This is a genomic window from Streptomyces sp. NPDC002309 (assembly GCF_053593375.1).
Window position 1 is genome coordinate 1 of sequence record NZ_JBSFCI010000028.1, and the last position, 14,336, is coordinate 14,336.

Sequence of the window (14,336 nt, forward strand, 5' to 3'; positions counted from 1 at the left end):
CGGGGTGTCCTGTCGCGTGGGTGGGGTGTGGGTTGCGGGCGCTCCCCCTCCCACGGCGGCGCCCACCCCGGGTCCCCCCCCCGTCCCCCCAGAACTCGGGGCCGGACCCTTCTCGTCACTCCGGGACCGCCTCGGGGCCCACCGTGCGAGGGCCGCGTCCGAGTCGCTCGCCGAGCCGGACGCGCTGCCGCCGCGCCTCGTCCAGTACGTCGTCCAGGCCCGCCTCCTCGGCGTGTTCGGCGGCGCGTCCGTACGCCTCGATCGCCCGGTGCAGATGCGTGCGGGTGTCCGTGCGGCGGTGCAGGCGCGCGAGTATGGAGGCGCGCAGCCGCCAGTGGTCCGCGAGGAACGCCGGCTCCTCGGAACTGCGCAGGGCCTCGCCGATCGTCCACTCGGCCTCGTAGAGGTCGGACAGCACCCGCTTGATGTCGTAGCGCCGGTAGTGGGCCTGTCCCAGACCCGACCAGCGGCCGGCGAGGCCGGAGTGGCCGGGCGGGGTGTCCTGGAGGGCGGTGCGCAGGACGGAGACGGCCCGGGCCGCGTCGTCGGCGGACTTCCTCGCCGCGCCCCGGTCCATCAGGGCCGTGCCGTACTCGAACAGCAGGTCGCCGCGGTCGGGGTCGTCGGCGGGCAGCAGCCGTTCGGCCTGTGCCCACGCCTCGACGGCGTGGTCCAGCCGGGCGGTGTCACGGGTCCGCCGGTACGCGGCCCGGTAGAGCCGCGCCGACCGCGCGTAGCACTCGCGTCGCAGCGCCAGGTCCTCCCCGGCGGCCCGCAGCGCCTGGTCCACGGCGTACAGGGTCCGCCGCTCCCGGTCCTCGTCGTCCGCGGGCGGGGCGAGCTCGGTGGCCGACGCCGCCGCCAGCCAGGTCCGGCAGCGCTCCTCGTCGGACAGGACGCGCTTGCCGCGGGCCGCGCCCTGGAAGTCGTCCATGGCGCGCAGCGCCAGTTCGGCGGCCCGCTCCGGCAGCGGCCGGGCCGTGCGCACCCGCCCGTTCCCGGCGTACTGCCGCGCCAGGTCCAGCAGCAGCCGCCCCCGTACGATCTGCGCGCGCTCCCGGCTGGGGAACGTCAGCCGTACGTCGGCCGCGTCGACGGCCCGGTGCAGATGCGTCAGGTACCACTGCTCGGCGTCGCCCGCGCGGTACGGCCCCTGTGCCCCGGGGTGGTCCACTCCCGCCTCCGCGACGGCGCGGCGCACGTGGGGCAGCGCCGCCGCGGCGGTGCGCGGGCCGTTGAGCCCCTGGGGGCAGGACCCGGCGCCCCGCATCGCCAGGGAGAGGTCCCTGTCGGCGACGTACAGCAGCACGGCGCGGGCGAACTCCTCGGCCCGGCACCGGCCGTCCGCCGCCTCGCGCGCCCACTCCCGCAGCCCGGCGGGGACGCCCTCGAAGCCGAGGTCGCGGCCGCTCAGTTCACCGGCGAGTGCCCAGCAGACCAGTCCGCGGGTGAGGCTTCCGGGCGCCCCGAACCGGTCCGGGTCCCTGATCGCCTCCCAGGCGTCGCGCAGATCGTCGCCGACCCGGCGCACCCGCCACCGCACCAGCAGGGCGTTGGCCAGTTCCTCGGCGGCGGACAGCCGTTCCCGGTCCGGCGCCGGGACCTCCAGCGCCTGGTGCAGATACCGGACGGCGGCGTCGAGGGCGCGGGTGAGTCCCTGCGCCTCGAACCGGCCCATGGCCTCCTTGCCCTTGCCGAGAAGCTCTCCCGCCGTCAGCTCGGGCCGCTTGGGTACCGCCGGGATCCGCGCGCCGAGGTCGCGCAGCACGTCGGCCGACACCTCGGCGAACGCGCGCAGCGCGGCCGGTTCCTCCTCGACCGCGCCGACGGGCGGCCCGGGGACGTGCGGGTCCACCGCGCCCCGCAGGAACGCCCCGGCCAGAGCCGGGAAGTTGCGCGCGCTGCGCCCGAACTTCCGGTCCACGTAGTCGGAGCAGTGCCGGAACAGGAGCTGGGCCTCCTCCAGGGTCAGCCGGGACCGCAGTTCGCCCGCCACCCCCGGCAGGAAGTCGTAGCGCACGGCGCGTGGGTCGTCCGCGTCCTCGCGCCGACCGAGCAGCCCGCCGAGGAGCACCTCGGACAGCGCCTCGGGGCCGCTGCCGGCGAGCATGGCGTGCTGGACGAGCTGCATGACCGGCAGATACAGCGGCACCGCCGACAGATACACGGCGAGACGGCGGGCCTCCGGGGAGGCCGCCCGCCAGAAGACATGGACGCGGTGGGCGCCACTGACGTCCTCCGCGGCCCGCACCGGCGCACGGGACCCTGCGTGGTCGGCGCGCACCCAGCCGGCCGCCGCGTCCAGCGACTGTCCCGTGGTGCCCGACACCAGCCGGGCCCAGCCCTCCACCGAGCCCCGGCGCAGCGCCAGCACGGGGACGGGCAGCGCGCCCCGCTCGACGCGGCCCTTGTCCGGCCGGAACTCCAGCGTCCCGGCGGGCCCCTCACGACGGCGCAGCCGACCGCGCAGGGCCGGCAGATGGGTGCGCAGCCACATCCGCTGGGGCAGCGGCTGGACCACGGCGACGGGCGCGGTCGACGCCCAGCGGTGGAGCAGCCGCTGCATCCGGCCGCTGCGCCACAGAGGGCCCGCGCAGTCGCTGAGGACGAGGGTCAGGCGCCGGCCGGTCGGATCGCTGAGCTGCTCGGGAGCGTGCGGCGGGCGGACCCGCTCGGGTGTGGCGGAGCAGCCGGGGAGGCCGCCGGGGGCCTCGTGCAGGTAGCGCACCCGTACTTCGCGGAAGGCACCGGCCCGCTCACAGACCTGGCGCACCTCGTCCAGCACCTGCTGCCAGACCGTCATCGAGGTGGAGACGTCCATCAGGAGCAGCAGCCGTGCCTCGCGGCGCCGTTCGGCGCGCAGCACGGGCAGGACGATCCCGGACTCGGCGGCCCGTTCGGCGGTGGCCCGCTCGTCGAGGGCGCGCGGCACGGGACGCACGGGTGCGCGGTAGCGCTGGAGGGGGCGTAACCCGCGTTGCAGGGCGAGCGGTTCGGGCAGGACCGGAGCCGCCGGCACGCTCACGGGCGCCGTCCGCGGACCGACGGCGTCGCCCGCGGTGCCGGGGGCGAACAGCCGGGCGCCGTCGGGCTGCCGGTCCCGGCCGTCGGCGGTGGCGGAGCCGTCCGGACCCGCCGGCACGGATTCGGAGCCGGCGCCGTCCGGCGGCGCGGGCGCGACCTCCCGGGGGCCCTGGTCGGCGGGGCCCCAGGGCCGGTCGGGGGCGGGCAGGTGGCGGGCCAGCCAGAGGGCGTCCGCGAGTTCCTCGACGTCGGGGGCGACGCCCGCGTCGCGCAGACGTGCGACCAGCGCCGTGAGCGCGCCGCTCGCGGCGCCGGCGGGGACACCGGTGGCCCGTGAGGACATCCGCTACCTGGGTCCGCGGTCCAGGGGCTGCATCAGCAGCTCCGCGATCTCCTCGCGCCGTGCCGCGTCCCGGGCGGCGTGCCGAGCGAGGAAGATGGCGTTGAGCAGCTGGTCGGTGGGGCGCAGCGCGCCGTCCGCCTCGGCCTCCGTGAAGTGGTCGACGATGTCGTGGTGGACCTCGTGGGCGTCCTGGCCGAAGTGTGCCTGGACCAGCGCGGCGAGACGTTCGTCGCGGGGGGCCTTGAGGTCCAGCGGGATGCAGCGGCGCAGCAGCGGGGCGGGGAACTCGCGCTCTCGGTTGCTGGTCATGACGACGAACGGGAACGCGCGACAGCGCACCCGCCCCTCGGTGACCTCGACCTTGCGGCCGTCGTCGGTGAGCACCCGCACCACCGGCGTCCGGTCGGAGATCCGCTCCAGTTCGGGGATCGGGAAGCTGCCCTCCTCCAGCACGTTCAGCAGGTCGTTCGGCAGGTCGATGTCGCTCTTGTCCAACTCGTCGACGAGCAGCACACGGGGGCGATCGGCGGCGAGCAGCGCGGTGCCCAGCGGGCCGAGCCTGAGGTACCGGCCGATGTCCTCGGACTCGGGTCCGGCGGGACGACGGCGGCGCACACGCTGCGTGAAGTCCTCGCCGGCCCGCCTGAGCTGGGCGTCCTGGAGCCGGCCGATGGCGTCGTAGGTGTAGAGGCCGTCCCGCAGCTCGCTGCGGCTCACGATGGGCCATTCCAGGACCCGGCCCAGTCCGAGCTCGTGGGCGACGGAGTGCGCGAGGGTCGACTTGCCGACACCGGGTTCGCCGGTGACCAGCAGCGGGCGCCTCAGGTACAGGGCCGCGTTGACCAGTTCGAGGGTCTCGGGGTCCTGGATCGGAAGCGGGGCGGTGTCGGCGCCGAGCCGGCGGTGGGTGGCGGAGTCGAGACCGGGCACGTCGTACGGCACGGCCGGGGCGTCGAAGGCCCGCCACGGCGGCGGGTCGGGCAGCCGGTCGATCCTGGCCGGATCCGGACGCCCGTCGCCCTGGTAGACGAACCACTCGCTCATGCTGCGCTCCTCGTCGACGGTCGGTGGTGTCCACGTCCGGGCTGACGGGGGCGTCGCACACCCGCGACGAGCCCACCGAAATGTACCCAGATCCGACCTGTGGCACCGATCTTTTCGGCCCCCTCCGCCCGAGGCGATCAATGTCGGCCGCGCCGTGCGCGGGGGCGATCAGGGGCGATCGTTCGGGCCCGTCCGGTGCGGGGGTGCGACCTCTTCGGCCTACCGGTGCGGGGGTACGACCCGTTCGGCGCCCGGCACCGGGGTGCCACCCCTTCGACTTTCCGGTGCGGGTGCGATCCGTTCGGCCTTCCGGTGCGGGGGTGGGCCCCCAGCGATCGGGCGCGACCCGGTCGACGCCCCGCACCGGGGCGTGCGACCTGTCCGGCCCTCCGGTGCGAGGGGGCGGTCTGTTCGGCGCCCGGGTCGCAGGGCGGCCCCTCGTCGTGCCGGGCGGGTGTTCACATGGGCGAGTCCAGGGTCCCGGTCTCCTCGGCGGGGAGCGGCCGGCCCGGGTCGTCGTAGAGCAGCGCGAGCGGTTCGGCCCAGGAGTGGGCGGCGCGGCGCTCGCTGACGTCCTGGCGCAACTGCCGCAGCTGGTCGGGGAGTTCGGCCAGCGAGCCGAGGGTCCCCAGCAGTTCCTGCGCCTTGGCGTGGAGGGTGTCGCAGTCCTCGGCGCAGGTGCGGGTGACATGGCCGTCGACGTGCCAGAGGGCGACGCCGTGCCCGTTCTCCAGGGCGAGCCCGAGCGCGGCCCGCCCCGGTCCGCGGCCCGCGGGGCGGCACATCACGGGGATGCGGTCGAAGGCCGCCTCCCGGTAGCCGCGGCCGGTGGTGACGACGCCGCGCTGCGGGGTACGCCAGCCGGCGAAGCGCCGCTGGGCGGTCATGCCCTGCCAGCGGTCGGCCCACAGTTTGTCCGGATCTCCCCGGCGCGCGAGGGAGCGCAGCACCACCCGGCGGCGCGCGCCGAGGTGCCCGGCGTCGTCCAGCTGGGCGATGTCGTCGAACCGCCAGCGGTGCACGGCGGTGTCGAAGTGCTCGGCGGGCAGGGCCACTTCAAGAGGCACCGGACAGTTCTTCCGGTCCTTGGCCCGCAGCAGGTCGCCGAGCGGCCCGCGCAACGCCTGGACCAGCTCCCCGGGGAGGCGGCCGTGAACGGAGTCGTCGGTCCCGTACAGCTCGGGCTCGCCCGTGCCGTCGCCGTCGTCGAGCCAGATCTGCCAGAAGAAGCGGGTGGGTTCCGAGCCGATCACCGGGTCGAGGAGGACCGCGACCGTGGGGCCCTCGTCCGGGCCGGGGTAGGGGACGACGACACGGCCGGTCCGTTCCGGCGCGGCGGCGGACATCTCGTCCGGGAGTCGCACGTCGCGGACGAAGGCGTGCATCTCGCGGCGCGGATCCCGGCGCAGCCGCCGCTCGATCCAGGCGTCGAGCGGTGCGCACGGCTCGCCCCTGGCCCGCAGGTAGGCGTCGACGAACCGCAGGTAGCGCAGGAACGCGAGCGGGTCGAGCGGGTGCGCCCCCTCGTAGAGCAGCCCGTGGCCGTCCCGCCAGGTGCGCAGGTCGGGCTGCGGTCCCGGCCACCTGGTGCCACTGCGGGCGCGCGTCGCGAGTGCCTCCACGGTGGGCGCGTCGGGCGGCGCGGGCAGCGCGGCCAGCAGGTTCAGCGCCTCCCGGCGGTCCGCCGGCGTCCATCCGGCGCCGCCGTCGGCGCCGGGACCCGACTGCTGGTCGATCCAGTTGTCACCGCTCTCGGAGACCGGTTCCGTGCCGTGCCACCGGTCGTGCGCGGCGATGACGGTGCGGTAGGTCCCGCCGAACCGGCGGAGCGCGGCGATCGCGACCGCCTTCCCGCCGTCCTGCTGCTTACGCCGCGACTTGACCAGGCCCACCACGGCCCCGGAGACGGGGTCGAGCAGCGGACCGCCCGAGACACCGGCCGGGAAGTCGACGTCGGGCTTGATGATCAGGCCGTACCCGTCCTCGTGGCCGTTGATGTCGGCGTCCACGGCACGGGCGTGGGTGTGCGGCGGCTCGGGATAGTAGCCGTACACCCTGACGGGACCGGAGTGCCGGACGGCCCGGTCGGCGAGCCACACGCACTCGTGGGGCTGTTCGTCGGGCTCAGCCAGCAGCCGCACCAGCGCCAGATCCTCGTCCAGCGGGACGACCGGCCGGTCGGGGTCGGTGAGCAGCCACTCGGCGAGCCGCGCCTCGGCGTCGACGCCCTCGCCGCGCACCCGGAAGGTCAGGTCCCGGTCCGCCCTCAGGTGCTGGCGCAGCACATGGGCCGCGGTCAGCACCCAGCCCGGCGCCACGAAGAACCCGCTGCCCCACAGGGGTCTGTCGTCGCCGCCGGACGGGAGGAGGTGCACGGTGGCGGCCTTGGCCAGGGCGTGCAGGCGTTCGCTGGGCTCGGTCATGCGCCGGCGGGCCCCTGAGCACGGTCGGCCTCGCGGTCGAGACTCCAGGTGAGGGTGACCTGGAGCGATGCCTTGGCCTCACCCCGGGCGAGGACGGCGACGGCCAGGCCCTCCTTGGCGGTCAGCTCGACTCCGAAGGTGATGGCGGCCTCACTGGGTCCGGCGGCGCGGGCGGCATCGAGCACCGTGCCGCCCACCGCGGTGATCAGCTCCTGGAGCTGCTCGACCTTGGCCCGCGCGGTCTCCGTGAAACCGACGTCCTCGTGGTCGTCGAACGCGTCCGCGCTTCCGATCCGGGCGGTGACCACCATGCCGTTGGGCAGTTCGATGTCCTGGATGTGACTCATGGTGTTCCCCCGTCGAGCTTGCGTTCCGGTCGGCCGGCGCACCCGTGGAGTGCGACGAGGCCACCCTCCCGTACCGCCCAGGGGGGTGAGGCCGTCAACTCACCGAGTGGCGCATATTCTGAGGGTATGTACTTCACCGACCGAGGCATCGAGGAACTGGAGAAGCGGCGCGGCGAGGAGGAGGTCACCTTCGAGTGGCTCGCCGAGCAGCTGCGTACGTTCGTCGACCTGAACCCGGACTTCGAGGTGCCGGTGGAGCGCCTGGCAACGTGGCTGGCGCGACTGGACGACGAGGACGACGAGTAGCGGGAACAGCAGACCGGGGCTCGTGGACGGCAGGGGCCTCGGGGCCTCGCCCCCGCCCCGCCCTCGCCTCGCCCCCGCCCCCACCCTCGCCCGCAAGGGCCGTTCGCCGACGTGAGGTCTTCCGTCGGCGTACCCGGACGACAGGCGCGTCCGTTCAGGTCCGCCCCGTCCCGAGGGGAACGAGGTGGCGCCGGATCACCGAAGCGGTGAGGCCCGATCACCGAGAAGAGTGTCTTGACTTCCGTCGGCCGCGATATATCGTGAATCACGTAAGACGCGATATGGCGTGTCGAGTCTGTCCGTCCCTTCCCGCGTGCGGTCAGGCAGGTCGAGGAGGTCAGCACCATGCCCGAATGGTCCGTCGCCGAGCCGAGGAAGCTCACCTTCGACGAGCCCGTGAGCGAACTCCACGTACGCGTCGTGGGGGGAACGGTGAACGTGGTGGGCACCGACGAGGGTTCCGCCCGCCTGGAGATCGGCCGGATCGTCGGGCCGCCCCTGATCGTCACCCACCGGGGCGGCACGCTCACGGTGGCCTATGAGGACCTGCCCTGGAAGGGCTTCCTCAAGTGGCTCGACCGCAAGGGCTGGCGACGCAGCGCGGAGATCTCGGTGACGGTTCCGGCGGGGACGCGCGTGGAGGTCGGCGCCGTCGGCGCCGCCGCCGTGATCTCCGGGATCGAGGGGCGCGCGGAGGTCAGGGGCGTCTCCGGGGACACCACGCTCGTCGGTCTCGCGGGACCGGTCCGCGCGGACACCGTCTCCGGGAACGTGGAGGCCCAGGCGCTCAGCGGCGATCTGCGCTTCAACTCGGTCTCCGGCGACCTGACCGTGGTCGAGGGCACGGGTTCCGCGGTCAAGGCGGAGTCGGTCAGCGGCTCGATGATCGTCGACCTCGATCCGGCCGGCGGCCCCAGCGACGTCACCCTGAACAGTGTCTCGGGCGAGATCGCGATCCGGCTGCCGCATCCGGTCGACGCGGAGGTGGAGGCCAACACGGCCAGCGGCTCGGTCTCCAACGCCTTCGAGGACCTCCGGGTCACCGGCCAGTGGGGCGCCAAGCGCATCACCGGCCGCCTCGGCGCGGGCAACGGCCGACTGAAGGCCACGACCGTCTCCGGCTCGATCGCGCTGCTGCGCCGCCCGCCTCTGGAGGACGACGGACCATGGGCCGCCCCGGCGGCCGAGGGACGCACCGCCTCGGGGGACGATCCGGATTCCGGTCCGGGCGTGAGCTCGGCCCCGTCCGCCGCCCCGGCCGATGGCACGACCGACAAGAAGGTGCTCTGACATGCCCCCCGTCTTCGCTCACGGCCGTCTCCGCCTCTACCTGCTGAAGCTGCTCGACGAGGCCCCGCGACACGGCTACGAGGTGATCCGCCTCCTGGAGGAACGCTTCCAGGGGCTGTACGCGCCGTCGGCGGGCACGGTCTACCCGCGCCTGGCCAAGCTGGAGGCCGAGGGCCTGGTCACCCACACCACCGAGGGCGGCCGCAAGGTGTACGCCATCACCGACGCCGGACGCGCCGAACTGGCCGACCGCAGCGGTGAACTGGCCGATCTGGAACTGGAGATCCGTGAGTCGGTGGCGGAGCTCGCCGCCGAGATCCGCGCCGACGTCCGGGGCGCGGCCGGTGACCTGCGGCGCGAGATGCGCGCGGCGGCGAGCGAGGCCCGCAGGACCGGCACGGTCAACGGCGACGCCGGGGACGCCACCGGCCACTTCGACGACCCGGACCACTCCGACAACGAGGCCTGGCACGCCGCGAAGGAGGAGATGCGGCGGGTCAAGCAGGAATGGAAGGAGCAGGCCCGGCGCGCCAAGGACGAGAGCCGCCGGGCCCGCGAGGAGGCCCAGCGGGCGCGGCGCCAGGCCAAGGAGGCGCAGGAGCGCGCCCACGAGCAGGCCCAGGAGGAGGTGCAGCGCATCGCCCAGAAGGTGCAGCGGCAGGTGCAGGACCACTTCGCGCGGGGGGACTGGCCGACGGGGCTGCGCGAGGGCCTCACCGAACTCGCCAAGGAGTTCGGCGATTTCGGGAAGGACTTCGGCAAGGAGTTCGGCAAGGACCTGGGCTTCGGGCGCGGCGGCGCGGCCCGGCCGGCGCCGGACTACTCGACGACGCCGGAGGACTTCCCCGCCGAATACGAGCCGGCCTGGGCCCACGAGGTCTCCTCGGGCGGCGACCCGGCCCGCGACCTGGACCGCCTCCTCGACCGCTTCCGTGACGACATCCGCGACGCGGCCCGCGACCACGGGGTGACGCAGGACCAGCTCCGGGACGCGCGAAGCCATCTGTCGACGGCGGCGGCGCACATCGGGGCACTGCTGCGGGCGCCGCGGGCGTAGGAACGGGCGGCCTCCGGGCCCTTGGCGCGGCAGGAGGGAACCCTCAGCAGCACTGCCGGGCGGGAACCCTCAGCAGCACTGCCAGAGGAAGCGGCCCTCCGTGCCGTCCGGCGACTCGAAGGCGTAGCCGATGCCGGCGTCGCCGAAGTTGACGGCGACGGGGAGGTCGCAGGAGTCCAGCTGGGCGACGAGGGTCCAGCCCTCGCCCGGCAGTTCCTCGCCCTGGAGCCAGTTCGGCTCGATGCCCGGTCCACCGAGGAACTGCAGCGGCCGCCCTTCGCCGTCGCCCTCCGGGCCATCGGTGCCGCCGGTCCCGCCGCCCTCACCAGGAGCGTCGTCACCGGTGCCGTCCGGGGAGGGATGCGGCAGATGGTCGGTGCCCACGCTCGGACCGACGGCCCGTCCGTCCACCGTCAGGAACTCGGGGACGCGGCCGTCGGGCTGGATCACGAGAGCGTTCTCCCCGGCCTCCGGCTCGTAGGTGCCTTCGATGTACCCGCGCTCGTCGCCCGTGATGAAGAGATAGGCCAGGCGCCCGCCCTCCAGGGCGAACTGCCCCACGAACTCCATCGGTTCGCCGGTCGTGCGCGACAACGGCCACTGCGGCTCCGCCAGCCAGACCGGCTGCCCGCCGACCTTTGTCACGGCTTCCCGGACGACGTCCCCTGTCCGCACGAAAGCGATCGGCACGGGCTCGGACACGGTCATGGAGGCTCCTTGGCGACGCGACTGCCGCGACGTCCTGGAATCGACGTCGACACCACCCACGGTAGGACCCCGCACTGACAGCCAGGCCCCGGCGCCGCTCGTCCAGCTGCGAGCGGCGCTGCCTGCTCAGCCCGCTTTCACCTCTCCCCCGCCGCCGATCACCCGCGTCACCGACTCGTAGGTGACGCCGTGGTCGGCGAGCACCTCGGCGGGGACGCCCGGACGGGCGGTCAGGGCGAGGAGGATGTGCTCGTCCCCGACGGTGCGTTCACGGCGGGCGACGGCGATGCGCAGGGCCTTCTCCAGCACCTCCCGGGCGTCCCGGCCGAGCGGGCGATGCGCGCCCCACCAGCTCTTCTCCTTGTCCCCGCGCCGGTCCTTCCGGTCACCGGACATCGCGCCCACGCCATGCGCCTGCTCCACCCGGGAGACGATCTCCGAGACGTCGATCCCCAGTCCGGCCAGCGCGTCGGCGTCGGCCTTCGACAGTCCCGCCCGCCGTCGCGCCTCGTCCAGCGCCCGGAGCACGGAGTCCCGGCGCTCGTCGAGGCCGAGCGCCGCCAGCGCGAACGCACCCCGGCCGGCTCCGTGATCGAGCAGCGCGCGCAGCAGGTGCTCCGCGTCGACGGTCCCCGCCCCCGCCTCCTCGCCATGCTCGACGGCGCCCTTCACCACGGCGCGCGCGTCCTTCGTGAACCGCTCGAACATCATCGCCTCCCGTACTTCTTGTGCACGGCCTGCCTGCTCACACCGAGTTCCGCGGCGATCTCCTGCCACGACCAGCCCTGGTGGCGCGCACTGCGCACCTGCACGGCCTCCAACTGCTCCAGCAGTCTGCGCAACGCGGCAACGGCACGCAGCCCCACCCGTGGATCGCGATCACCGGCTCGCTCGGCGAGTTCCGTAGCATCGGTCATGACGTCAACTTAGGTTGACATCAGGGGTCTCGTCAACCTTGGTTGACACCATGCCGGGCGCGGGCCGCCGACGGGTGGACAAAGAAGGGCGGCCGACGGTGACCGGACAGAGAAAGGCGGCCGGTCCGCTTCCGGACCGGCCGCCGTACCGACGGGCACACCGCGTGGGGGCGGCAGTGAACCTCAGCCGTTGGTGAGCACGATCTTCCCGAACTGCTCGCCCGACTCCAGCCGTTCGAAGCCCTCGCGGGCGCGGTCCATCGGGAGCACCTCGTCGATGACGGGGCGGACGCCGGTGACGGCGCAGAAGGACAGCAGATCCGCCAGCTCGTCCTTGGTGCCCATCGTGGACCCGACGACCTTCAGCTCCAGGAAGAAGATCCGGGTCAGTTCGGCGTGGGAGGGCCGGTCACCGCTCGTGGCGCCGGAGATGACGAGCGTGCCGCCGGGGCGCAGCGACTTCACCGAGTGCGACCAGGTGGCGGCGCCGACCGTCTCGATCACGGCGTCCACGCGCTGCGGCAGCCGCGCCCCCGGCTCCAGCGCCTCCACGGCACCGAGCTCCAGGGCGCGCTTGCGCTTGGCCTCGTCCCGGCTGGTCGCGAACACGCGCAGCCCCGCGGCCTTGCCGAGGACGATCGCGGCCGTGGCGACACCACCGCCGGCCCCCTGCACAAGCACCGAGTCACCGGGGCGGACCCCGGCGTTCGTGAACAGCATGCGGTAGGCCGTCAGCCAGGCGGTCGGCAGACAGGCGGCCTCCTCGAAGGACAGCTCCCTGGGCTTGGGCAGGACGTTCCAGGTCGGCACGGCGACCTGCTCGGCGAACGTGCCCTGGTAGCGCTCGGTGAGGATGGAACGGGGTTCCTCGGGGCCGACCCCGTGCCCCGTCTGGCCGACGACGGAGTGCAGCACGACCTCGTTGCCGTCCTCGTCGACGCCCGCGGCGTCACAGCCGAGGATCATCGGCAGCTTGTCCTCGGCGAGGCCCACCCCGCGCAGGGACCAGAGGTCGTGGTGGTTGAGGGAGGCGGCCCTGACGTCGACGACACTCCAGCCGGGCCTGGCCCCGGGGGCGGGGCGCTCCCCCGACTCCAGGCCGCTGAGCGGCCGGTCGCGGTCGATTCGGGCGGCGTAGACAGCGAACATGGGCCCGACGATAGGCTCCGCCCCGGCCCGGGCGGAACCACACGCCCCTGTGACACATGCCCACTTGCCAGGCCCCCTCGGCGGGGCTCCCGATGCCCCCGACCACCCGAACGGGTGGCCGCGAGGGCAAAGGAAAGGGCCCCGCCCGGAAGGACGGGGCCACTCCGGCACGTCTCAGCGACGGGCCACGCCCTCCGCCCGCGCCGCCGCCGCGACGGCGGCCGTCACCGCGGGCGCCACGCGCTCGTCGAACGGCGACGGAATGACGTAGTCGGCGGCGAGGTCGTCCCCGACGACGCCCGCCAGCGCCTCGGCCGCCGCGATCTTCATGCCCTCGGTGATCCGGGACGCCCGCACCTGCAGCGCCCCGGCGAAGATCCCCGGGAACGCCAGCACGTTGTTGATCTGGTTCGGGAAGTCCGACCGGCCGGTGGCGACGACCGCCGCGTACTTGTGCGCCACGTCGGGGTGCACCTCGGGATTCGGGTTGGCCATCGCGAACACGAAGGCGCCCTTGGCCATGGAGGCGACGGCCTCCTCCGGCACCGTGCCGCCCGAGACGCCGATGAAGACGTCCGCGCCCTCCAGCGCCACCTCCAGCGACCCGGAGATGCCGGCCTTGTTCGTGAACCCGGCGACCTCGCGCTTGACCGGCGTCAGGTCCTCACGGTCGAGGGAGACGACACCCTTGCGGTCGGCGACCGCGACGTCCCCGATACCGGCCTCGACCAGCATCTTCGCGATCGCGACACCGGCCGCGCCCGCGCCGGAGATGACCGCCCGGAGTTCGGCGAGGGTCCTGCCGGTCAGCCGCGACGCGTTGCGCAGGGCGGCCAGCGTCACGACCGCCGTACCGTGCTGGTCGTCGTGGAAGACCGGGATGTCCAGCCGCTCCTGGAGCCTGCGCTCGATCTCGAAGCACCGGGGTGCCGAGATGTCCTCCAGGTTCACACCGCCGAAAGAGGGAGCGAGGCGCACCACGGTCTCGACGATCTCGTCCACGTCCGTGCAGGCGAGCGCGATCGGCACCGCGTCCACCCCGCCGAACTGCTTGAACAGGATCGCCTTGCCCTCCATCACCGGAAGGGATGCCTCGGGCCCGATGTCACCGAGTCCGAGCACCGCCGTACCGTCGGTCACGACGGCGACGACGGACGACTTCCACGTGTACTCATGGACGAGGTCCGGCTGCTCGGCGATCGCGGTGCACACCTTCGCGACGCCGGGCGTGTACGCCAGGGACAGGTCGTCCTTGTCACGGACCGGCACGGTGGCCTGCACGGCCATCTTGCCGCCGCGGTGCAGCGCGAACGCCGGATCGAAGGAGCCGAGGGGCACCGCCCCTCCCTCCTGGTCCGTACTGTCGTCGCTGCGAGGATTGACGATCTCCGCTGCCACTTTGTCTGACCCCTTAAGTGTTCATGGTTGAGGGTGGGTTCCACTCCTGGTGAGGAGCGGGCGGGCACCACGCAGGCCCGGTCGGTGATGCGTACGGGCAGCTACGCGACGGGCGCGCCGCACACGCGCCCTGAGCCCCGGATGAGGGGTGTAAAGAACCTTCTTACCGGACGGACGGCGTGGCGACGAGTCCCCTACGCGCAAGATCACATGACAGAGGGGGAAACACCGCCACCGACGACACGAATCGGACACAACTGAGCGACGGAACCACCATGGCGCGCAAGCCGATAAACGGCAATCGACGCAATTCCCACGAAACGCGCCTGC

At 73.8% G+C, this 14,336-nt stretch carries 12 protein-coding genes; 3 read left to right on the top strand and 9 right to left on the bottom strand.

All coding sequences use genetic code 11. From position 1 onward, the window contains the following. Nucleotides 1–115: 115 nt before the first annotated feature. From ACWCPM_RS23125 to ACWCPM_RS23140, 4 genes are all read right to left on the bottom strand, one after another. Complete coding sequence (locus tag ACWCPM_RS23125) at nt 116–3,367, bottom strand: SAV_2336 N-terminal domain-related protein (RefSeq protein ID WP_450978138.1); 3,252 nt, start codon at nt 3,365–3,367, stop codon at nt 116–118. Between the two features lie 3 nt (nt 3,368–3,370). Next, nucleotides 3,371–4,411 carry an AAA family ATPase gene (locus ACWCPM_RS23130; protein ID WP_450978139.1) on the bottom strand — a complete coding sequence of 347 codons (1,041 nt, stop codon included), beginning with the start codon at nt 4,409–4,411 and terminating at the stop codon, nt 3,371–3,373. A gap of 458 nt (nt 4,412–4,869) precedes the next feature. Continuing rightward, the gene (locus tag ACWCPM_RS23135; protein ID WP_450978140.1) at nt 4,870–6,834 is read right to left on the bottom strand and encodes a VMAP-C domain-containing protein; all 1,965 of its coding nucleotides are present in this window, start codon (nt 6,832–6,834) and stop codon (nt 4,870–4,872) included. Further along, on the bottom strand, nt 6,831–7,181 hold the full coding sequence (locus ACWCPM_RS23140) for a CU044_2847 family protein (RefSeq protein ID WP_450978141.1): 351 nt from the start codon (nt 7,179–7,181) through the stop codon (nt 6,831–6,833). The genes ACWCPM_RS23135 and ACWCPM_RS23140 overlap by 4 nt, the downstream gene beginning before the upstream one ends. Before the next feature lie 126 nt (nt 7,182–7,307). Here ACWCPM_RS23140 and ACWCPM_RS23145 point away from each other — a divergent pair, with 126 nt between their 5' ends. The 3 genes from ACWCPM_RS23145 (at nt 7,308) to ACWCPM_RS23155 (ending at nt 9,834) form a co-directional block, all read left to right on the top strand. Continuing rightward, a complete protein-coding gene (locus tag ACWCPM_RS23145) occupies nt 7,308–7,487 on the top strand; it encodes a DUF6104 family protein (protein WP_003992906.1) in 180 nt (59 codons plus the stop codon). A gap of 345 nt (nt 7,488–7,832) precedes the next feature. Continuing rightward, nucleotides 7,833–8,777: a DUF4097 family beta strand repeat-containing protein gene (locus tag ACWCPM_RS23150; protein ID WP_450978142.1), complete on the top strand. Its 945-nt coding sequence runs from the start codon at nt 7,833–7,835 to the stop codon at nt 8,775–8,777. A gap of 1 nt (nt 8,778) precedes the next feature. Continuing rightward, nucleotides 8,779–9,834, top strand: coding sequence for a helix-turn-helix transcriptional regulator (locus tag ACWCPM_RS23155; RefSeq protein WP_450978143.1), 1,056 nt, complete (start codon nt 8,779–8,781; stop codon nt 9,832–9,834). Nucleotides 9,835–9,903: 69 nt separating this feature from the next. Here the strand turns inward: ACWCPM_RS23155 and ACWCPM_RS23160 are convergent, their stop codons facing one another. The 5 genes from ACWCPM_RS23160 to ACWCPM_RS23180 all read right to left on the bottom strand — a co-directional run bounded on the left by ACWCPM_RS23160 (nt 9,904) and on the right by ACWCPM_RS23180 (nt 14,006). Continuing rightward, entirely contained in the window at nt 9,904–10,542 is a 639-nt protein-coding gene (locus tag ACWCPM_RS23160) for a hypothetical protein (RefSeq protein ID WP_450978144.1), read from the bottom strand. Nucleotides 10,543–10,668: 126 nt separating this feature from the next. Next, nucleotides 10,669–11,250, bottom strand: coding sequence for a Clp protease N-terminal domain-containing protein (locus ACWCPM_RS23165; protein ID WP_450978235.1), 582 nt, complete (start codon nt 11,248–11,250; stop codon nt 10,669–10,671). Further along, nucleotides 11,250–11,459: a helix-turn-helix domain-containing protein gene (locus ACWCPM_RS23170; RefSeq protein WP_393105425.1), complete on the bottom strand. Its 210-nt coding sequence runs from the start codon at nt 11,457–11,459 to the stop codon at nt 11,250–11,252. The genes ACWCPM_RS23165 and ACWCPM_RS23170 overlap by 1 nt, the downstream gene beginning before the upstream one ends. A gap of 183 nt (nt 11,460–11,642) precedes the next feature. After that, the gene (locus ACWCPM_RS23175) at nt 11,643–12,608 is read right to left on the bottom strand and encodes a zinc-binding dehydrogenase (RefSeq protein WP_450978145.1); all 966 of its coding nucleotides are present in this window, start codon (nt 12,606–12,608) and stop codon (nt 11,643–11,645) included. 174 nt (nt 12,609–12,782) lie between these two features. Then, complete coding sequence (locus ACWCPM_RS23180; protein ID WP_450978146.1) at nt 12,783–14,006, bottom strand: NAD(P)-dependent malic enzyme; 1,224 nt, start codon at nt 14,004–14,006, stop codon at nt 12,783–12,785. Between the last annotated feature and the right edge of the window lie 330 nt (nt 14,007–14,336).